Annotated in this window: 17 protein-coding genes and 1 pseudogene; 16 read left to right on the top strand and 2 right to left on the bottom strand. The window is 74.5% G+C overall.

All coding sequences use genetic code 11. The annotated features are described in order from the left end of the window. A pseudogene (locus tag ABD899_RS11890) lies at positions 1–989 on the top strand (hypothetical protein); the annotation flags it as partial. A gap of 31 nt (positions 990–1,020) precedes the next feature. Here ABD899_RS11890 and ABD899_RS11885 read toward each other — a convergent pair. Then, complete coding sequence (locus ABD899_RS11885; protein ID WP_345206133.1) at positions 1,021–1,539, bottom strand: class I SAM-dependent methyltransferase; 519 nt, start codon at positions 1,537–1,539, stop codon at positions 1,021–1,023. A gap of 60 nt (positions 1,540–1,599) precedes the next feature. Between ABD899_RS11885 and ABD899_RS11880 the strand changes: the two genes are divergently transcribed. The 15 genes from ABD899_RS11880 (at position 1,600) to ABD899_RS11810 (ending at position 16,148) form a co-directional block, all read left to right on the top strand. Next, positions 1,600–1,965 (top strand): NADH-quinone oxidoreductase subunit A, encoded by a 366-nt coding sequence (locus tag ABD899_RS11880; RefSeq protein ID WP_345206130.1) that lies wholly within the window; start codon positions 1,600–1,602, stop codon positions 1,963–1,965. Between the two features lie 14 nt (positions 1,966–1,979). Beyond that, a complete protein-coding gene (locus ABD899_RS11875) occupies positions 1,980–2,561 on the top strand; it encodes an NADH-quinone oxidoreductase subunit B (RefSeq protein ID WP_345206144.1) in 582 nt (193 codons plus the stop codon). Next, a complete protein-coding gene (locus tag ABD899_RS11870; protein ID WP_345206128.1) occupies positions 2,558–2,995 on the top strand; it encodes a DUF2568 domain-containing protein in 438 nt (145 codons plus the stop codon). The genes ABD899_RS11875 and ABD899_RS11870 overlap by 4 nt, the downstream gene beginning before the upstream one ends. A gap of 83 nt (positions 2,996–3,078) precedes the next feature. Continuing rightward, entirely contained in the window at positions 3,079–3,600 is a 522-nt protein-coding gene (locus ABD899_RS11865) for an NADH-quinone oxidoreductase subunit C (RefSeq protein ID WP_345206126.1), read from the top strand. Beyond that, positions 3,597–4,553: a complex I subunit 1/NuoH family protein gene (locus tag ABD899_RS11860; protein WP_345206123.1), complete on the top strand. Its 957-nt coding sequence runs from the start codon at positions 3,597–3,599 to the stop codon at positions 4,551–4,553. Before ABD899_RS11865 ends, ABD899_RS11860 begins: the two co-directional genes overlap by 4 nt. Beyond that, on the top strand, positions 4,550–5,290 hold the full coding sequence (locus ABD899_RS11855) for a NuoI/complex I 23 kDa subunit family protein (RefSeq protein ID WP_345206120.1): 741 nt from the start codon (positions 4,550–4,552) through the stop codon (positions 5,288–5,290). The genes ABD899_RS11860 and ABD899_RS11855 overlap by 4 nt, the downstream gene beginning before the upstream one ends. Beyond that, complete coding sequence (locus ABD899_RS11850; protein WP_345206118.1) at positions 5,287–5,796, top strand: NADH-quinone oxidoreductase subunit J family protein; 510 nt, start codon at positions 5,287–5,289, stop codon at positions 5,794–5,796. The genes ABD899_RS11855 and ABD899_RS11850 overlap by 4 nt, the downstream gene beginning before the upstream one ends. Further along, on the top strand, positions 5,793–6,101 hold the full coding sequence (nuoK, locus tag ABD899_RS11845) for an NADH-quinone oxidoreductase subunit NuoK (RefSeq protein WP_345206115.1): 309 nt from the start codon (positions 5,793–5,795) through the stop codon (positions 6,099–6,101). Before ABD899_RS11850 ends, nuoK begins: the two co-directional genes overlap by 4 nt. After that, on the top strand, positions 6,098–7,975 hold the full coding sequence (locus ABD899_RS11840) for an NADH-quinone oxidoreductase subunit 5 family protein (protein WP_345206112.1): 1,878 nt from the start codon (positions 6,098–6,100) through the stop codon (positions 7,973–7,975). The genes nuoK and ABD899_RS11840 overlap by 4 nt, the downstream gene beginning before the upstream one ends. Then, positions 7,966–9,456 (top strand): complex I subunit 4 family protein, encoded by a 1,491-nt coding sequence (locus ABD899_RS11835; protein WP_345206109.1) that lies wholly within the window; start codon positions 7,966–7,968, stop codon positions 9,454–9,456. Before ABD899_RS11840 ends, ABD899_RS11835 begins: the two co-directional genes overlap by 10 nt. Then, the gene (locus ABD899_RS11830) at positions 9,453–10,961 is read left to right on the top strand and encodes a proton-conducting transporter transmembrane domain-containing protein (RefSeq protein WP_345206107.1); all 1,509 of its coding nucleotides are present in this window, start codon (positions 9,453–9,455) and stop codon (positions 10,959–10,961) included. The genes ABD899_RS11835 and ABD899_RS11830 overlap by 4 nt, the downstream gene beginning before the upstream one ends. A gap of 37 nt (positions 10,962–10,998) precedes the next feature. Beyond that, positions 10,999–11,889: a zinc metalloprotease HtpX gene (gene htpX / locus ABD899_RS11825; RefSeq protein WP_345206105.1), complete on the top strand. Its 891-nt coding sequence runs from the start codon at positions 10,999–11,001 to the stop codon at positions 11,887–11,889. 81 nt (positions 11,890–11,970) lie between these two features. Further along, a complete protein-coding gene (pepN, locus tag ABD899_RS11820; RefSeq protein WP_345206103.1) occupies positions 11,971–14,451 on the top strand; it encodes an aminopeptidase N in 2,481 nt (826 codons plus the stop codon). 87 nt (positions 14,452–14,538) lie between these two features. Beyond that, on the top strand, positions 14,539–15,636 hold the full coding sequence (locus tag ABD899_RS11815) for an endonuclease/exonuclease/phosphatase family protein (RefSeq protein ID WP_345206101.1): 1,098 nt from the start codon (positions 14,539–14,541) through the stop codon (positions 15,634–15,636). Positions 15,637–15,659: 23 nt separating this feature from the next. Beyond that, positions 15,660–16,148: an adenosine-specific kinase gene (locus tag ABD899_RS11810; RefSeq protein WP_345206099.1), complete on the top strand. Its 489-nt coding sequence runs from the start codon at positions 15,660–15,662 to the stop codon at positions 16,146–16,148. Between the two features lie 76 nt (positions 16,149–16,224). On the opposite strand, the gene ABD899_RS11805 is transcribed toward ABD899_RS11810, so the two are convergent. Continuing rightward, complete coding sequence (locus ABD899_RS11805; RefSeq protein WP_345206097.1) at positions 16,225–18,249, bottom strand: vWA domain-containing protein; 2,025 nt, start codon at positions 18,247–18,249, stop codon at positions 16,225–16,227. Positions 18,250–18,254 lie beyond the last annotated feature (5 nt).

The raw sequence follows: 18,254 nt of genomic DNA, 5'->3' as shown, positions 1-18,254 counted from the left end.
ACGGCAGTGTGCCCGCCCCGATCGCCCGGGCCTGGCTGCGCGAGAACCTCCCCGACGACGACGAACCTGACGACGACGGCACCGAACCTGACGACGCCGCTGCAGGTGGCGACACCGTGCCTGACGGCCCCGTGCCGAACGACCCGGTGCCCGACGAGGCGCCTGACGTACCTGGAGTCGACGATGTCGTACCCGACGACGTTGAACGTGACGACACCGGGTCCGTCGAGGCGACCGAGGACGCTGACGGTGAAGAGGCTGAGCCGCAGAGGGCCGTGCCCGACCCGGCTGCTGGTGCCGGTGGCGCCCGGGCTCGAGCCCGGGGCGCCGGGCAGGGAACCCGGGCCCGGAAGCCCGAGGCGGGTTCCCGGGTGGCGCGGGTGTGGCTGCGGCGCCTGTACACCAGCCCGGACGGGCGCGACCTGGTCGGCATGGACTCACGTCGGCGCACGTTCTCGGGGTTGCTGCGCCGGATGCTGGTGCTGCGCGATGACGTGTGCACCACCCCGTGGTGCCAGGCCCCGATCGTGCACGCCGACCACGCCCACCCGGCCCGGGCCGGCGGGGTGACCGGGTACGGCAATGGCGACGGGCGGTGCGCGAGGTGCAACCAGGTCAAGGAGGCCCCCGGCTGGCGAGTGCGCGTGCTCCACACCGGGCTGTCCCCGGGACACCCGCGCGAGCTTGAGGTCATCACCCCCACCGGGCACACCTACCGCTCCGTCGCGCCCCCACTGACCGGCTGGGGCTGGCAACCCCCCGAGCACCAGCCCCACGCTCAACCCGAGCCGAGTCGAGGGACCAAGCACGACCTCGGACGGGAAGGCACGACCCCCACCGTGCCCGGCTCGCGACGCGGCGCACCATCCACGGCGCGACGCCCGGCGGGGCGGCATCCGGCGCGGCGCCGGGCTCGGCCTCGGGGGAAGCGACGACCGCTGGCGTCCGCTCTCGAACGTCACCTCATCGACCGCCTCGCCTCCGTGTGAGGAGGTCCGAGTGCCGAAGGATGGAGCCAGCTCATGGAACCGAGCGCGCGAGGACGCCACAGCCTGCCTCGTCGACACGCGTCACCACGTCGACGAACCCGGCAGCTCGAACCTGCGCTGCGACCGGATCGAGCACCCGCTCCTGGATCCGCCCGGCCTGCGGGCCGCCGACCCCGTACAGCACCGCCAGCCGCCCGTCCGGGACGAGGACCCGGCGCAGCACGGCGAGCTCGGCCGCGGCGTTCGAGGTCCAGAAGACGTTGACATCGACGCTGAAAGCAACGTCCACCGACGCCTCCTCCAGCTCCAGCTCGGCGAGCGCTGCCGTGACGACGACGAGCCGCCCGGACGCCAGCTGGTCGGGGCAGGCCGCAGCGATCCGGGCGGTCGCGACGGACGAGCGGTCGACGGCCACCAGCCGCCCCGAGCCGAGCCGTTCGCACACCAGCCTGGCCGATGCCCCGGTGCCTCCACCCACCTCGAGCACCCGGTCGTCCGGCGACAGCCCGACGACGTCGACGGCCCAGCGCACCCGATCGGGAGGTCCCATCCGCCCAGCACACCGTCGCGCCCCCACGCCTGTCCAGCCGGCGGACTACGCTTGCCGGTCATGGAGGGCTACGCGGCGGCAGCGGCAGTGGTGCTCGCGGGCGTCCTCCTCGTCACGGCAGCGATGGTCGCCCGCCGCCTCGTCGCCCCGAGGGCGGTCACCGAGACCGGGCTGCGCACCTACGAGAGCGGCGTCGACCCCGTCGGCTCCGGGTGGGCGCAGAGCCAGATCCGCTACATCGCGTTCGCCTTCCTCTACGTCGTCTTCGCCGTCGACGCGGTCTACCTCTTCCCGTGGGCGCTCGTGCTGCGCGACCCCGAGCTCGGGCTCGTCTCCCTCGTCGAGGTCGTCGTGTTCGTCGGCGTCATCCTCGTCGGGCTCCTCCACGCCGCCCGGCGCGGCCTGCTCCGCTGGGACATGTCGTGAGCGTCGACCTGCCCATGCCCCGTGTCGGGCCCGTCGCCGAGCACGCGCCGAAGCCGGTTCGGGTCGTCCTGAACTGGGGACGCCGCTACTCACTGTGGGTCTTCAACTTCGGGCTCGCCTGCTGCGCCATCGAGTTCATCGCCACGTCGATGGGCCGCCACGACTTCATCCGCCTCGGCGTCATCCCGTTCGCCCCCGGCCCGCGGCAGGCCGACCTCATGGTCGTGTCGGGCACCGTGACCGACAAGATGGCGCCCGCGATCCGCCGGCTCTACGACCAGATGCCCGAGCCCAAGTACGTCCTGTCGTTCGGAGCCTGCTCCAACTCGGGCGGCCCCTACTGGGACTCGTACAGCGTCACGAAGGGCGTCGACCAGCTCATCCCGGTCGACGTCTACGTCCCCGGCTGCCCACCCCGGCCCGAAGCGCTCCTCCAGGGCATCATCCGGCTCCAGGCGAAGATCGCCGACGAACGCCTCACCGGTGCCTCCATTGCCGCCCGGCAGCCCGGCCGCGCCCCGGCCCCCGAGCGGTATGCCGGGCACCGCACCGCCGCCGCCGGCGAAGTGACCCGCGACCTCGTGACCAAGCCGTGAGCTCCACCCCGCCCGAGCGCCCCACCCCCGGGCACGGGGCCGATCTCATGTCGACCCCGAGCCTGCTCGCCCTTGCCGTCGTCGCGTTCGTCGTCGAGCTGGCCCTGTTCGGTGGGGTCGGCGCCATCGCCTACGCCGCCGTCGGCGGAGGCCTCGCCGGGTGGGGCGCGGCGATCGGCGCGACCGCGCTCGTCCTCCTCCTGTGGGGGCTCCTCATGGCCCCCAAGGCACGATGGCGGCTCGGCACCGGTGCCCGCGTGCTCGTGGCCGCCGCGCTGTGCCTCGGCACCGCCTTCGGGCTCGTGGATGCCGGGTGGCCGGCGTGGGGCTGGTTCGTCGGCGTGGCGGGTCTGGCCGTCGTCGCCGCCCAGGTGGTCCTCCCGACGGCTGGCGACGGCCCAAGGACCGCCGAGGCCGACGCCCGGCGATCCTGACCGCGCCCGACGTTCGGACGACTGGCCGGCGCCGCTCCACGTCAGGTCCGTCACCCCCGCAGGCCGGTCGATAGGCTGCCGGGGTGGCTGACGAGACGCGCGTGGTCGAGGCCGGGCAGTGGCGCTCCGCCCTGACCGCAGCGCGCGACGAGGGCTTCACCTTCTTCGACTGGCTGAGCGCCGTCGACCGCACCTACGACGAGGCGGCCCCCGGGTTCGACGTCACCGCCCACCTGCTCGACGTCCGCACCCCCGGGGCACTGCGCGGCCTCCTCGTCGTGGCCCGGGTCGCCGACGGTGAGCCGATCGACTCCGTCACCGGCGTCTTCGCCGGGGCGGCGTGGCACGAGCGCGAGACGTTCGAGATGTTCGGCATCGACGTCGCCGGCTTCGACGACGGCAGCGGGCTCGGCATCCGGCCGCTCCTCCTCCCCGACGGGTTCGAGGGCACGCCCCTGCGCAAGTCCTTCCAGCTCGCGGCGCGGGCCTCGAAGCCGTGGCCCGGGGGCAAGGAGCCGGGCGAGGGCCACGAGTCCGCCAAGTCGCCGAGCCGTCGCCGCGTCCAGGCCCCGGGCGTCCCCCCACCGGAGTGGGGGCCGCGATGACCCTCCTCGAGGCCTCGGTGCGGGCCGCCTCGGTGCTCGCCGCGTTCCTCGTGCTGCCGCTGCTCGTCGGGCAGGCCGAGCACAAGGTCATGGCGCACATGCAGGGCCGCCTCGGCCCCATGTACGCCGGCGGTTTCCACGGGTGGGCGCAGCTCGTCGCCGACGGGGTGAAGTTCGTGCAGAAGGAGGACATCACTCCGCGGGCAGCCGACCGGTGGGTCTTCCGGCTCGCGCCCGCCGTCGCGCTCGTCCCCTACCTGCTCGCGATGGCCACGATCCCGGTGCACCCCGGGGTGGCGGCGGTCGACGTCCCCGGGTCGGTCGTGCTCGTGCTCGCGGCCACGTCCGTCGGGGCGCTCGGCACGCTCATGGCGGGATGGGCGAGCGCCAACAAGTACGCGCTCCTCGGGGGCCTGCGGGCCGCCGCCCAGCTCGTGTCCTACGAGCTCCCGATCGTCCTGGCCATCGCGTCGGTCGCCCTCGCGGGCGGCTCGCTGTCGCTTGCCACGCTCACCGACCGGTGGTCGCCGTGGTGGCTGCTGTGGCAGCTGCCGGGTGCGGTCGTGTTCCTCGTCGCCGCGGTCGCCGAGCTGCAGCGACCCCCGTTCGACATGCCGGTCGCCGACGCCGAGCTCGTCATGGGCGCCTGGACGGAGTACACCGGGCTGCGCTTCGCCTTCTTCCTCCTCAGCGAGTACGCCGGCATCGTCGTCATGTCGTTGCTCTTCGCCACGCTCTGGCTCGGCGGCTGGCACGGGCCGTTCGAGGACACCCTCGGCTGGGTCTGGACCCTGCTCAAGGGGCTCGCCGTCGCCGTGCTCGTCATCTGGGTGCGAGTCGCCTGGCCCCGGCTGCGCGAGGACCAGCTCCAGCGCCTCGCCTGGGTCTGGCTCGTCCCGCTCGCCCTCGCGCAGCTGCTGCTCACCGGCGCCGGGGTGGTGATGGGCTGGTGAGCCCGCTTCCCGGCATCCTCAAGGGCCTCGTCACGACGGCCCGCACCGCGCTGCGGCCCTCGCACACGGCCGAGTACCCCGACGTCGCCCCCACCCTGCCCCCGCGCAGCCGCGGCGTCATCGCCCTGCTCGAGGAGAACTGCACGTCGTGCATGCTCTGCGCGCGCGAGTGCCCCGACTGGTGCATCTACATCGACTCGCACAAGGAGACGATCCCCGCGACGACCCCCGGTGGCCGCGACCGCCAGCGCAACGTCCTCGACCGCTTCGCCATCGACTTCAGCCTGTGCATGTACTGCGGCATCTGCATCGAGGTCTGCCCGTTCGACGCCCTGCACTGGAGCCCGCAGTTCGAGTACGCCGAGGTCGACATCCGCGACCTGCTCCACGAGAAGGACCGCCTCGCCGGGTGGATGCCCACCGTCCCGCCCCCACCCGCCCTCGACGACAGGGCCGCCGAGCCCGCCGAGGTCGCCGCCGCGAACAAGCCACCGCGCGCCGCTCCCGCCGGGGGTGCCGCCGGGGGAGCGGGGGCCGGAGCCGCCGGGGGTTCAGGACCCCGGATGCCGCGCACCGTGCGTCCGCGCCCCGCCACCGCCCGCCCACCCGCCACGCCCGCCGACGCCGGAGTCCCCACCGACGCCGGAGTCCCCACCGACGCCGGAGCTCCCACCGACGCCGGGGCTGTCGCCGACGCCGAGACCCCGAAGCCACCCGCCGACGGGGACGCCTCGTGACCGCTCTCGACACGGCCTTCGCGGCCTGCGGCCTCGTGGCCGTGGCCGGCGGCCTGCTCGCGGTGACGACTCGGCACGTCGTGCACGCCGCCCTGTGGCTCGTCGTCGCCCTCCTCGGGGTCGCCGGCTCGCTCCTCGTCATGGGGGCCGAGCTCGTCGCGCTCGTGCTCGTGCTCGTCTACGTCGGCGCCGTCGTCGTGCTCGTGCTCTTCGCCCTCATGCTCACCCGGGCGCCCATCGGGCCCGACCTCGAGCACCGCGTCGGGCCCGCACGCACGGCGGGTGCCGCGGTGCTCGGGGCCGCTGTCGCCGTCCTGCTCGGCTCGGTGCTCCTGCCGCTCGCGGGTGCGCCGGTCGACCGGGCCGAGGTGTCGTCGACCCAGGTGGCGGGCCAGCTGTTCGGCACCTGGGTGTGGCCGTTCGAGCTGCTCTCGCTGCTCCTGCTCGCCGCCCTCGTCGCGGCGCTCGCGGTCTCCCGGGTCCCTCGCGAGGGTGCCGCCTCGTGATCCACCTCGTCGGCCCGTACCTGCTCGCCGCCGCCCTCGTCGGCCTCGGCGTCTTCGGGATCGCCGTGCGCCGCAACGCCGTCCTCCTGCTCGTCGGGGTCGAGCTCGTGCTCAGCGGCTCGCTCGTCCTCCTCGTCGCGACCCAGGCATCCGCTGCCGACCGCTGGGCGGCCGGCAGCGTGCTGCCGCTGTTCGTCATCACGATCGCCGCCGCGGAGGTGGTCGTGGCCCTCGCCGTCGTCCTCACGGCCTTCCGCCAGCGGGCGCGCATCGACCTCGACGAGCCGAGCGGGGAGGCGCCGTGAACCCGTGGCCGGTCGTGCTGCTGCCCGCCCTCGCCGCCCTCCTCGGTCTCGCCCTGGGCCGCGACCGCCGCCTCGCCCAGGCCACGGCCGTCGGGCTCGGCGGCGCGACCCTCGTGCTCGCGGCCGTCGGGTGGGCGCTGGCCGGCACGGGGGCCCTCGAGGCCGCCGGCCCGGCCCTGCGCGCCGGCGAGCTCGAGGTGCCGCTCGCCGTCGCCACCGACCCGACCCGCGCCGCCGTCGCCTTCGTCGTCGCGCTCGTCGCCCTCGCGGTGCAGGTGTACTCGACGTGGTACCTCGCGGACGACGACCGCTACCCCCGCTTCGCCGCGACGGTCTCGCTCTTCACCGCCGCCATGCTCCTCGTCGTGCACTCGGCGGACCTCGTGCTCACCGTCGTCGGCTGGGAGGTCATGGGGTGGTGCTCGTACCTCCTCATCGGGCACTGGTCCCGCCGGCACACCGCCCGCCGTGCCGCCCACAAAGCGTTCCTCGTGACCCGGGTGGCCGACGTCGGGTTCGTCCTCGGCATAGTCGGGCTCGCCGCGGGTGCCGGGACGACGAGCCTCGGCGGCGTCGTCGCGGCGTGGGCCCGCCCGACCGAGTGCATCGACGGCCAGGTCGCCACCGGGCTGCCGGTCGCGGAAGCGCTCGCCGCGTGCGGTGCCCCGGACGGCACGCTGCGGGCCTGGCTCGTCACGCTCGTCGTCATCGGCGTGCTCGGCAAGTCGGCGCAGCTGCCGTTCCAGGACTGGCTCGCCGACGCGATGGAGGGCCCCACCCCGGCGAGCGCCCTCATCCACGCGGCGACGATGGTCGCCGCCGGCACCGTCGTGCTCGCCGGGCTGTTCCCGCTGCTCGCCGTCAGCCAGACACCGCGCTGGGTGCTCGGGATCTCGGTGTCGATCACGATGCTCCTCGCCGCGGTGCTCGCCTTCGCGCAGAGCGACCTCAAGCGGCTGCTCGCCTGGTCGACGGTGAGCCAGGTCGGCGTCATGCTCTCGGCCCTCGCAGCCGCACCGCTCGAGGAGGGGGCGGGCGCCGGCCTGTTCCACCTGTGGTCGCACGCCGTGTTCAAGGCCCTGCTCTTCCTCGCCATCGGCTGGGCCGCTGTCATCGCGGGCGGGACGGCGGCGGTCGCGCTCCGGGGCAGCGCCGCGGCGGCCCCGCTGCTGCGGGTCTCCTTCGTCTTCGGGCTGCTCTCGCTCGCCGGGGTGCCCCTCGTCGTCGGGGGCCTGTCGAAGGAGCACGTCATCGCCGTCTCGTGGGAGGGCGCCGTCGAGACCGGGCCGGGCGTCGTCGTGCTCGTCGCCCTGCTCGTCACGGCCCCCGTCACCGCTGCCTACTGCACCCGGGCCTACCTCCTCCTCACGGCGCACGTCCGCCCGGCGCCGACGTCCGCACCCCTCCCCGTCGCCATCCAGGCCGTCCTCGGGGTGCTCGTCGTCATGAGCGTCCTCGGCGGCCTCGTCCTGCTCACCGATGCGTTCCCGGTGGGCGAGGCCTCGCTCGGGTGGATCGTCATCACCCTGCTTCTCATCGCGGTCGGCGTCGGGGCGGCCCTGCGCGGCGGCCTCGACCGCGACCCGGCCGACGTCCTCGCCCGCCGCTTCGTCCCCCATGCGGACCGCGGGCTCGGGGCCGACGGCCTCTACGTGCGCGTCGTCGCCACCCCGGTGCTCGCGCTCGCCCGGCTCGTCGCCTTCCTCGACACCGAGGTCGTCGACTTCTACGTGCGCGGCACGGCCGCAGCCACCCGGGCCGCCGGCTGGCTCGGGGCCCGCGCCCACCACGGGGAGCGGCCCAGCTCGGCGGTCGGCCTCGTGCTCGCCGCCGTCGTCGTGCTCGGGCTCGCGGGGGTGGTCGCGTGGTCGTGAGCCTCCTCCTCGCGGTCCCCGCCGTCGTCGGCCTCTGGCTCGTCACGGGCGGCCGGGCGCTGCCGGTCGCCACCGCCCGGACCGCGGCCGCCGCCGCGGCCGGCGCGACGCTCGTCCTGGCCGTCGTCCTCGCCGTGACCCGCACCGGGGTCGACCGGTCCTGGCTGCCCGAGATCGGGGTGCGCTGGTCCTTCGGGGTCGACGGGATCGCCGTGCCGCTCGTGCTGCTCACGGCATCCGTCGGGGTGCTCGTCGCGGCACACGCCTGGGTCGAGGTGCCCGCCGGGGGCGCTCCGGCCACCTTCCTCGGCTGCCTCGTGCTCGTCGAGGCGGGCGCGCTCGCCACCTTCACCGCCCGGGATGCCGTGCTCTTCTTCGTCGCGTTCGAGCTCGTCCTCGTGCCGATGTGGGTGCTCATCAGCCGCTACGGCGACCGGCACGACGAGCGGGCCAGGGCGGACGCCGGTCACCGGTTCATCCTCTACACCGCTGTCGGCTCGACGCTCATGCTCGTCGGCATCCTCGCGCTCGTCACCTCGGCCGGCACCTCCGACCTCGAGGCGCTCGCCGACGGCGCGGGGGCCGCCCTGCCGCCCGAGCGCCAGCTGCTCGTCGCCGCCCTCCTCGTGACCGGCCTCGGCGTCAAGGTGCCGGTCTTCCCGCTCCACACCTGGCTGCCCCCGGCCCACACGACGGCCCCGACCGCGGGGTCGGTGCTGCTCGCCGCCGTCCTGCTCAAGATGGGCACCTACGGACTGGTCCGCCTCCCTGTGTCGACCGTGCCCGACGGGTTCGCCACGCTCAGCCCCGTGCTCGGCGTCGTGGGCGTCGTCGGCATCGTGTGGGGGGCGCTCGTCTGCCTCGTCGAGCGTGACCTCAAGCGGCTCATCGCGTACTCGTCCGTCGCGCACATGGGGTTCGTGGTCCTCGCCCTCGCCGCCGGATCCGAGACCGGTCTGCAGGCCGCACTGTTCGCCAACATCGCCCACGGCGTCGTCTCGGCCCTGCTCTTCGTCCTCGTCGGCGGCCTCAAGCAGCGCTGGGGGAGCGTCGACCTCGCGCTACCCCGCCCCGCCCTGCGCGAGACCTCCCCGCGGCTCGGGTTCGTCCTCGTCGTCGGGCTCGCCGCGAGCCTGGGCCTGCCGGGGCTCGCCGGGTTCTGGGGCGAGTTCCTCGCCGTGTACGCCGCGTGGATGCCGGCCGCCGACCGCCCGCGCGGCCTGTTCGTCGCCTGCGCGGTCGCCGCCGCCGTCGGCGCCGCCCTCGCCGCCGCGTACGCCCTGCGGGTGGCGCGCACCGTGTGGGTCGGGGAGGCGGTCGACCCCGGGGACGGCGCGGTCCCGACCCCGGACACCCGCGGGGTCGAGCTGGCCGTCCTGGGCGTGCTCGCCGCGGTGACCGTCGCCCTCGGGGTCGTCCCGGGGCCCCTCCTCGGGCTCACGGCGGATGCCGTCGCGCAGCTCGTCGCGGGTGCGCGATGACGGCCGCCGTGGTCACCGCCACGGTGGTGAGCGTCGACGTCGTCGCCCTGTCACCGGCGCTGCTCCCCGCGCTCGGTGCGCTGCTCGTCCTCGTCGGCGACGCCGTCGTGCCCGGGCGTCGTGCCTGGCCCCCGGTCGCCGGCGTCGCGGTCCTCGTCGTCGGGGCCGGCGCCGCCCTCGCCACCGCCCTGCGCCCGGCCTCCGACCCGGTGCGCACGCTGTGCCTCCCCGCGCCCGACGGCGCCTGCCTGTGGACCGCCGGACCCGCGTCCGGCGCGCTGCAGGCCGGCATCCTGCTCTCGACGGCCGCCGCGCTCGCGCTCCTCCACGGGTCGGGGGGTGGCCCACGCGCCACCGGCCCGCGCGCCACCGGCCCGCACGACACCGCGGTGACGACCGCCCTGCTCCTCGCCGCCGCCACGGGTGGTGCCGGTGTCGCCGCCGCCCGGGACCTCGGCACGTGGCTCGTCTGCCTCGAGCTCGCGACCATCCCGCTCGTCGCGCTCGTCGCGCTGCGGGGCACGCGCACCGCGGCGCACGGTGCGCTCACGCTGCTCGTCACCTCGCTGGCGTCGTTCGCCCTGCTCGTGCTCGGCAGTGCCCTGTGGCTCACGGCCACGGGCGACGCGTCGTTCGCCGCCGACACGGTGTCCCGGGCCTGGGCCGACCCCGATCGGCGTTCGGTGCTCGTGCTCGCGGTCACCGTCCTGCTCAGCGGCCTCGGCTTCAAGCTCTCGCTCGTGCCCTTCCACGCCTGGACACCGCAGGCCTACTCCACCGCCGACGTCGGCACCGCCGCCGCCCTCGCGGCCGCCTCGAAGACCTCGGCCGCCGCGGCCCTGCTCGTCGTCGGCCAGGCACTCGCCGGGGCCGGGATCCCCGACCTGCGGCCGGTCACCGTCGTCGTGGGAGCCGTCGTCGCGGCGTCGATGCTGCTCGGCAACGTCATGGCCCTGCGCCAGGACGACACGACCCGCCTCCTCGCCTGGTCGACCGTCGCCCAGGCGGGGTGGGTCGTGCTCCCGGTCGCCGCGCTCACCGACGAGGGGTTGCGCGCGTCCGCCATGTACGTCCTCACCTATGCCGTCGCGACGCTCGTGGCGTTCGCCGCCGTCCGGGTCGTCGGGGCCGGGTCGCTCGCGAGCACCCGGGGGCTGCTGCGCCGCGACCCGCTCACCGGTGGGGCGCTCGCCTTCGCCCTCCTCGTGCTCGCCGGCCTGCCGCCGGGCGTCGTCGGGCTCGTCGCGAAGGTCGTCGCGCTGCGGCCGGTCGTCGACGAGGGGCTGTGGCCGCTCGCGCTCGTGGCCGTCGTCGCCGTCGTGCTCGGCATCGCCGTCTACCTGCGCTGGTTCGCCCTCCTCGTCGCGGGCCCTGGGGACCCGACGACCGGTACCGCGGCGAGCGGGCCGGCGCCTCGGGCCGCGCGGGTCGTCCTCGTCGTCGGCACAGGCCTCCTCGTCCTGCTCAGCGTCCTGCCTGGGCTGCTCCTCGGCCTCCTGTCGTGACGGAACGAAGCGGCCACCTCGCAGCGTTGGAGGAGACATGCACAGCCACAACAACGGCCTGAAGACCGCCGCCCTCTTCGGCGGCATGTGGGCCATCCTGCTCGCGATCGGCTGGATGGTCGCGCAGTACACCGGCAGCAGCGTGTTCCTCCTCGTCTTCGCCCTCATCGGCGTCGCGACGACGTTCTACGGCTACTGGAACTCCGACAAGCTGGCCATCCGCGCCATGCACGCCTACCCGGTGAGCGAGGCCGAGGCCCCGGGGATGTACCGCATCGTGCGCGAGCTCTCGACGAAGGCGGGCAAGCCGATGCCACGCCTGTACATCTCGCCGACCCAGGCCCCCAACGCCTTCGCCACCGGGCGCAACCCCGAGAACGCCGCCGTCTGCTGCACGCAGGGCATCCTCGGCCTGCTCGACGAGCGCGAGCTGCGGGGGGTCCTCGGGCACGAGCTCATGCACGTCTACAACCGCGACATCCTCACGAGCTCGGTCGCGGCCGCCATCGCCGGTGTCATCTCGACGATCGGGCAGTTCCTGTCCTTCGGGATGATCTTCGGCGGGGGCGGCTCGAGCGACGAGAACCGCAACCCCGTCGCCGGCCTCGCGCTCGCCATCCTCGCGCCCTTCGCGGCGATGGTCGTCCAGCTCGCCATCTCGCGCACCCGCGAGTACGACGCCGACGAGGACGGCGCCCGCCTGACGAACGACCCGCTGGCCCTCGCCTCCGCACTGCGCAAGCTCGAGCTCGGGGTCGCCCGGGCGCCCCTCGCGCCGACCCAGCAGGTCGTCAACGCGAGCCACATGATGATCGCCAACCCGTTCCGCGCCCAGGACGTCTCGCGCCTCATGGCCACCCACCCCCCGATGGCCGAGCGCATCGCGCGGCTCGAGCAGATGGCGTACGGCCACCGCATCATCCCCTGACGCGGGGCGCGGGGGCGAGCGCACGGCATCCGCACGCCGTCCCCGCCCGCCGATCCACCACCGTCTGGTTGGCTGTGCGCCATGCCGTCCCTCACCCGTGCCGAGGCCACCGCCCGCGCCGCCCTGCTCACGGTCGACGCCATGGAGGTCGACCTCGACCTCGACCGCGGGCCGGAGGTCTTCGGGTCGCGCACGACGATCCGCTTCACGTGCCACGACCCCGGGGGCCGGACCTTCGTCGACCTGCGGCCGCGCGCGCTCCACGCCGTCTCGCTCAACGGGGCGGCCCTCGACCCGGCGTCGCTCGCCGAGGGTCGGCTGGTCCTCACCGGCCTCGCGGCGCAGAACGTCCTCGAGGTCGAGGCGACGATGGGCTTCAGCCACGACGGGCAGGGCCTGCACCGCAGCACCGACCCGGCCGACGACGAGGACTACGTCTACGGCCACCTCTTCCTCGATGCCGCGCCGACGGTGTTCGCCTGCTTCGACCAACCCGACCTCAAGGCGCCGTACACCGTCGCCGTCACGGCACCCGAGGGGTGGACCGTGCTCGGCAACGGTGGCGCCACGGTCACCGCACCGGGTCGCACCGAGCTCGCGACGACCCCGCCGCTCGCGACGTACTTCGTCACCGTGTGCGCCGGGCCGTGGGCGTCCGTGCGCGACGAGCACGACGGCATCCCGCTCGGCATCCACGCCCGCCGGTCGCTCGGCACCCACCTGCGCGAGCAGGCCGGACACGTGCTCGAGACCACCCGTGCCTGCTTCGACCACTACCACCGGCTGTTCGGCATCCGGTACCCGTTCGGCGAGTACCACCAGGTCTTCGTCCCCGAGTTCAACGCCGGCGCCATGGAGAACCCGGGGTGCGTCACCTTCCGCGACACGATGGTCTTCCGCGGGGCCGCCACTCCCGACCAGGTGCTCCAGCGCAGCAACACGATCGCCCACGAGATGGCGCACATGTGGTTCGGCGACCTCGTGACGATGCGGTGGTGGGACGACCTGTGGCTCAACGAGTCGTTCGCCGAGTACATGGCCTACCGCGCCGTCACCGAGGTCACCGAGTTCGCCGATGCCTGGGTCGAGTTCGGCGTCGTCAGCAAGATGTGGGGGTACGCCGCGGAGCGCGCCCCGAGCACCCACCCCGTGGCCGGGTCACCGGCTCCCGATGCGCTGTCGGCGCTCGGCAACTTCGACGGCATCTCGTACGCCAAGGGCGCCTCGGTGCTGCGCCAGCTCATCGCGCACGTCGGCGACGAGGCCTTCACGGCCGGCGTCACCGAGTACCTGCGCTCGCACGCGTTCGGCAACGGCGAGCTCGCCGAGTTCCGCGCGGCGATGGAGGTGGCATCCGGGCGCTCGCTCGCCGCGTGGAGCGCCGCGTGGCTCGAGACGGCCGGCGCCGACCGGCTCGCCGTCGAGCACGGGGTGCTCCTCCGCACGCCCCCCGCCGACCATCCGGCCGACCGGCCGCACACCCTCGACGTCGCCGCCTTCGCGGGGGGACGCGAGCTGGCCCGGGTCGACGTCGTCGCCGAGTGCGACCGGACCCCCGTCCCGGGCCTGGATGCCGTGCCGCCCGGCGCGATCGTCGTGCCGAACGCGTCCGACCTCACCTGGGCCGAGGTGTCGCTCGACGCCGCGACGACCGACGCGCTCGTCGAGGGGCTCGCCGACGTCCCGGACGCCGACGCCCGGGCCGTCGTGTGGGTGGCCCTCCTCGGGGCGGTGCACCGCGCCGAGGTCGACCCCCGCACGGCGCTCGCGGTCTTCGCCGCGGCGTGGCCCCGCGAGACCTCGTCGGCGGTGCTCTCCAGGGTGGCGCTCCTCGTGACGACCCAGGTCGTGCCGCTCTTCCTCCCTCCGGCAGAGCAGGAGCCGGCCCTCGCCCGGGTCGCGGACGCGGCCGACGAGCTGCTGGCCCGCGCCGCCGGCATCCGCGGGGATGCCGGGAGCGCGCTCGCCGTGCTCGCGGCCCGGGTGTGGGCCCGAACCGGCTCGGACACCGACCGGCTGCGGCGCTGGGCGGCCGGCGACGGCATCCCCGACGTCCTCGAGGGCGACGACGACTTCCGGTGGGGCGTGCTGCGCCGGCTCGCGACCCTCGGGCGGCTCGCGGACGACGAGATCGAGGCGGCGGAGGCGGCCGACCGCTCGCTCGCCGGGTCACTCGCCGCCCTCGGGGTGCGGGCGGTGCGGCCGACGAGTGCGGCGAAGGAGTGGGCGTGGGGGCGGCTGCGTGACGACACCGAGCTGTCGAACCACGCCGCGCTCGCCGTCGGCGGAGGGTTCTGGGTGGCGCCCGACCCCGAGCTCGTGCGGCCGTACGTCGATCGGGTCGGCGACCTGCTCGTCGGCATGTCCGCCCGGATGGGGGACGACGCCCTGTCGCGGGTCGTCACCGCGATGCACCCGACGCGGCTCGTCGAGGAGGCCACGGCGACGGCGTCGGGGGCGATCCTCGCGAGGGCCGACCTGACCCCCGGGGTGCGCCGCGCCGTCGTCGACGCCGACCACGAGCTCCGCGAGGCGCTCGCGAGCCGGCGCCGGTTCGGCTGATCTCCCACATCGGGGGCCGCCTGGCGCAATACTGCAGGTGGTGGCCGTCGTGGCAGGCACGACGCCGTCCCGGAAACGAGGACTTCGATGAGGCTTCGCAGTGGTGTACGACTCGGACTCGCGGCGGCGCTGGCGCTCGCCCTCCCCCTCGCCGGATCCACCGGCGCGCAGGCCAAGGACAAGCGCGAGCTCACCGTCATGACGCAGAACCTCTACCTCGGTTCGAGCCTGACTCCAGCGCTCGGGGCCACGACCGGCGAGCAGTTCGTGGCCGCGGTCGCCCAGATCTACGGGACGATGGTCTTCACCGACTTCCCGAAGCGTGCTGGCGCGATCGCCGACACGATCGAGGCGGAGGAGCCCGACCTCATCGGGCTGCAGGAGGTCTCGACCTGGATCGCCCGTGGCGCCCCCGGGGCCAACCCGCCGAGCTACGACTTCCTCGAGCTCCTCCAGGCAGAGCTCGTTGCGCGGGGGCTGGACTATGAGGTGGCCGCGGTCTCGGACAACGCGAACATCGGCCCGGCCCCGCTCGTGGCCCCGGCCTTCGGCTGTGCTCCACCTCCGCCGGCAGTGCCCCCAGTATTCGTGTGCGACGTGACGCTGCAGGACCGGGACGTCATCCTCGTCAACGCCGACACCCAGGGCCTGAGCTGGTCCAACCCGAATAGCGGTAGCTTCGAGGAGCAGCAGACGTTCCAGCCCCCGGGTGTGCCCGCCCCCGTCTCCTTCGACCGCGGCTGGGCCTCGGTCGACGCCGTCTACCAGGGCAAGAAGTTCGCCTTCGTCAACACCCACCTCGAGGTCGAGGACTCGGCGGACATCCAGGAGGCCCAGGCTGCCGAGTTCCTCGCCGGCCCGGGGCGCGGCCCGGCGGTCATCGCGACCGGCGACTTCAACTCCGCGGCCGACGGCAGCACGACGACGTCCTACGCCGACCTGACGAAGTCCTGGTTCCGGGACGCGTGGTCGGTCAACCCCGGGGAGGCGGGGCTCACCTGCTGCCAGAACTCGACCCTCACCAACCCGACGTCGCAGCTGCGCAGCCGGATCGACCTCGTGCTGACGCACGGTGCGGTGCGACCGGTGTCCGCCGAGGTCGTCGGTGACACCCCGTTCTCGGCGACGCCGCCGCTGTGGGCGTCCGACCACGCCGGGGTCGTCGCGACGGTCCGGGTGCACTGACCGGTGCGGGCGTGGTGAGCGGGATGCCGTCCTGGGACGTCGTGCCCGTCACCACGCCCGATGACGTCAACGTCGTCATCGGCCAGGCGCACTTCATCAAGACGGTCGACGACCTCCACGAGGCGCTCGTGGGGGTGAGTCCCGCGCTGCGCTTCGGGGTCGCCTTCTGCGAGGCGTCGGGGCCACGGCTCGTCCGGCACTCGGGCAACGACGCGCAGCTCGTCGAGCTGGCGACCCGTGCCGCCTCGGAGGTCGGCGCCGGCCACTCGTTCGTCGTCATGCTCCGCGACGGCTTCCCCGTCAACGTCCTCAACCCCCTGAAGGCCGTGCCCGAGGTCTGCACGATCTTCTGCGCGACGGCCAACCCGGTCGAGGTCCTCGTCGCCGTCACCGGACTCGGGCGGGGCATCGTCGGCGTCGTCGACGGGGAGCCACCGGTGGGCGTCGAGACCGACGCCGACGTCGCCGAGCGGCGCGCCCTCCTGCGGAGCATCGGCTACAAGCTCGGATGACGGGAGGCGTAGGTGCTCTGCCTCGACCTGACTGCCGCCGTCACCTGCCCGCGAGAGCACTCGGGCTGACAGGGACTCACTCCGCCCAGAAGCCGCGCTCGCCGAACAGGTCGCGGTACGACCCGCCGAACGGGGAGTCGGGAGAACGCGACCCGAGGTAGGAGCCGACCACCGCGGCGCCGAGGTCGCCGAGCTCGGGGGCGACGACGCGACCACCCGCCCGCCGGGCCATCGACTCGACGAACCGCGCGAGGCCGGCATCCTCGCCGAGCCGGAAGAACGTCGTCTGGGCGCCGAGGCGCGCCGCGGCATCCAGCTCGCGCACGGCGAGCGCGATGGTCCGCGGGTGCGGCGGGTAGTCGAAGAACACCTCGCCGCCGGGCTCGAGGTGGGACGTCGGCTCGCCGTCGGTGACGACGAGGAGCACCGGCTGCTCGTGCGGGTGCCGCCGGAAGTGCCGGTTGGCGAGGAGCAGCGCGTGGTGGAGGTTGGTGCCCTTCTGCCACATCGCGTCGAGCGCGGTGAGCTGCTCGATCTGCATGACCTCAGCGTGCCGCCCGAAGCCGATGAGCTCGAGGTGGTCGCCGCGGAAGCGCGTCGAGACGAGCTGGTGCAGTGCGAGTGCGGTGCGCTTCATCGGCACCCATCGCCCGTCCATCGCCATCGAGAACGAGGTGTCGACGAGCAGCGCCACCGCCGCGCGGGTGCGGGCCTCGGTCTCGCTCACCTCGACGTCGCGGATGTCGAGCCGGATGCCGTCGCGCCCCGCCTCGCCGTCGGCCGCGGACCGGGTCAGGGCGTTGGTCATCGTGCGGGTGACGTCCCACGGCTCGGTGTCGCCGAACTCCCACGAGCGGCTCGCGCCGCTCGGCTCGCCCGCGGCCCCGGCGGCGCGCACGTCGCGGGCGCCCTGCCGGTTCGACAGCCGGCCGGCGACGTCGCGCAGCAGGGAGCGTCCGAGCTCGCGCATCGCCCGGGGGGACAGGCGCAGCGTGCCGTCGGCGGCGCGGGTGAGGTAGCCGCTGTCGCGCAGGGCCTTCTCGAGGGCGGTGAGGGCCCGGGCGTCGACGGCGGCCTCGTCGCCGAGCTGGCGGGTGAGGGCGTCGAGGTCGACGTCGTCGAGCCGGGCGCCCGGGTGGACCTGGGCGAGCTGGTCGGCGAGCGTGTCGAGCTCGGCGATGTCCTGGAGCACCCCCGTGCCGTCGCCGAGGCCGAGCCCTTGCTGGCCGCCGAACTGCTCGGAGCCGTCCCAGTCCTCCCCGGGGCGGAGCCCGCGCAGCAGGTCGTCGAGCCGGTCGAGCTGCTGCATCAGCCCGGGTGACCCGAACGCCTGCTGGGACAGCGCCGCGAGCTCGGCGCGCTGCTCGGGCGTCATCGACGCGAGCATCCGCTGGGCGGCGGCGGCCCGGGTGGCAAGGGCGTCGATGAGCTCGTCGACGTCCTGGGGGTTCTCGGGGAAGAACTCGCCGTGCCGGTCCATGAAGTCGCGGAACCGCTCGCTCGTGTCGTCGCCGCGGGCGTGGGCGGAGAGCAGGTCACCGAGGTCGCTCAGCATCTCCTCGACCCGCTCGCGGTCCTCGGGCGTGGCGTTCTCGAGCGCCTGCTTCATGCCGGCGAAGCGCTGGTCGAGCAGCTCGCGGCCGAGGAGGTCCTTGATCTGCTCGTACTTCTCGCGCGCCTCGGTGCTGCGCCACGGGTAATCGGCCAGCTCGGTGACGGCAGCGGCGGGGGATGCCGGGAGCCCCTCGATCCGCATCTCGGCGAACCGGGCGTCGTCGTCGAGGTCGCGGGCCAGCTGCTTTCGCTCGGCGAGCACCGCCTCGTCGAGGAGCCGCCGCACCTCGTCGAGGGTGCCGTCGAGGGAGTGCTCCCGGAGCAGCTCGCGGCGGCGCTGCGCCACCTGCCGCGCGAGCTCGTCGAGGCCGACCCGGGACGCGGTGCCCTGCCGCAGCAGCTCGCGCAGCGCCCGTTCGGGGGAGGTGCCGGCCATGACGTCCTCGCCGAGGACGTCGAGGGCCTCGCGCAGGTCGACGGGGGGCGCGAGCGGGTCGGGCCCCCCGGCGTACCGGGAGTACCTCGACGTGCGCCCGCTGCCGCTCACCGTGG

Source organism: Fodinibacter luteus (genome assembly GCF_039541575.1).
GTDB classification, from domain to species: domain Bacteria; phylum Actinomycetota; class Actinomycetes; order Actinomycetales; family Dermatophilaceae; genus Fodinibacter; species Fodinibacter luteus.
This window is presented reverse-complemented; position numbering and strand designations above follow the sequence as displayed.

What these genes read in the sequence shown, in the direction of transcription:
- ABD899_RS11885 (WP_345206133.1), bottom strand. Translation starts at nt 1,539, where the DNA reads ATGGGACCTCCCGATCGGGTGCGCTGGGCCGTCGACGTCGTCGGGCTG.
- ABD899_RS11880 (WP_345206130.1), top strand. Translation starts at nt 1,600, where the DNA reads ATGGAGGGCTACGCGGCGGCAGCGGCAGTGGTGCTCGCGGGCGTCCTC.
- ABD899_RS11875 (WP_345206144.1), top strand. Translation starts at nt 1,980, where the DNA reads ATGCCCCGTGTCGGGCCCGTCGCCGAGCACGCGCCGAAGCCGGTTCGG.
- ABD899_RS11860 (WP_345206123.1), top strand. Translation starts at nt 3,597, where the DNA reads ATGACCCTCCTCGAGGCCTCGGTGCGGGCCGCCTCGGTGCTCGCCGCG.
- ABD899_RS11830 (WP_345206107.1), top strand. Translation starts at nt 9,453, where the DNA reads ATGACGGCCGCCGTGGTCACCGCCACGGTGGTGAGCGTCGACGTCGTC.
- htpX (WP_345206105.1), top strand. Translation starts at nt 10,999, where the DNA reads ATGCACAGCCACAACAACGGCCTGAAGACCGCCGCCCTCTTCGGCGGC.
- pepN (WP_345206103.1), top strand. Translation starts at nt 11,971, where the DNA reads ATGCCGTCCCTCACCCGTGCCGAGGCCACCGCCCGCGCCGCCCTGCTC.
- ABD899_RS11815 (WP_345206101.1), top strand. Translation starts at nt 14,539, where the DNA reads ATGAGGCTTCGCAGTGGTGTACGACTCGGACTCGCGGCGGCGCTGGCG.
- ABD899_RS11810 (WP_345206099.1), top strand. Translation starts at nt 15,660, where the DNA reads ATGCCGTCCTGGGACGTCGTGCCCGTCACCACGCCCGATGACGTCAAC.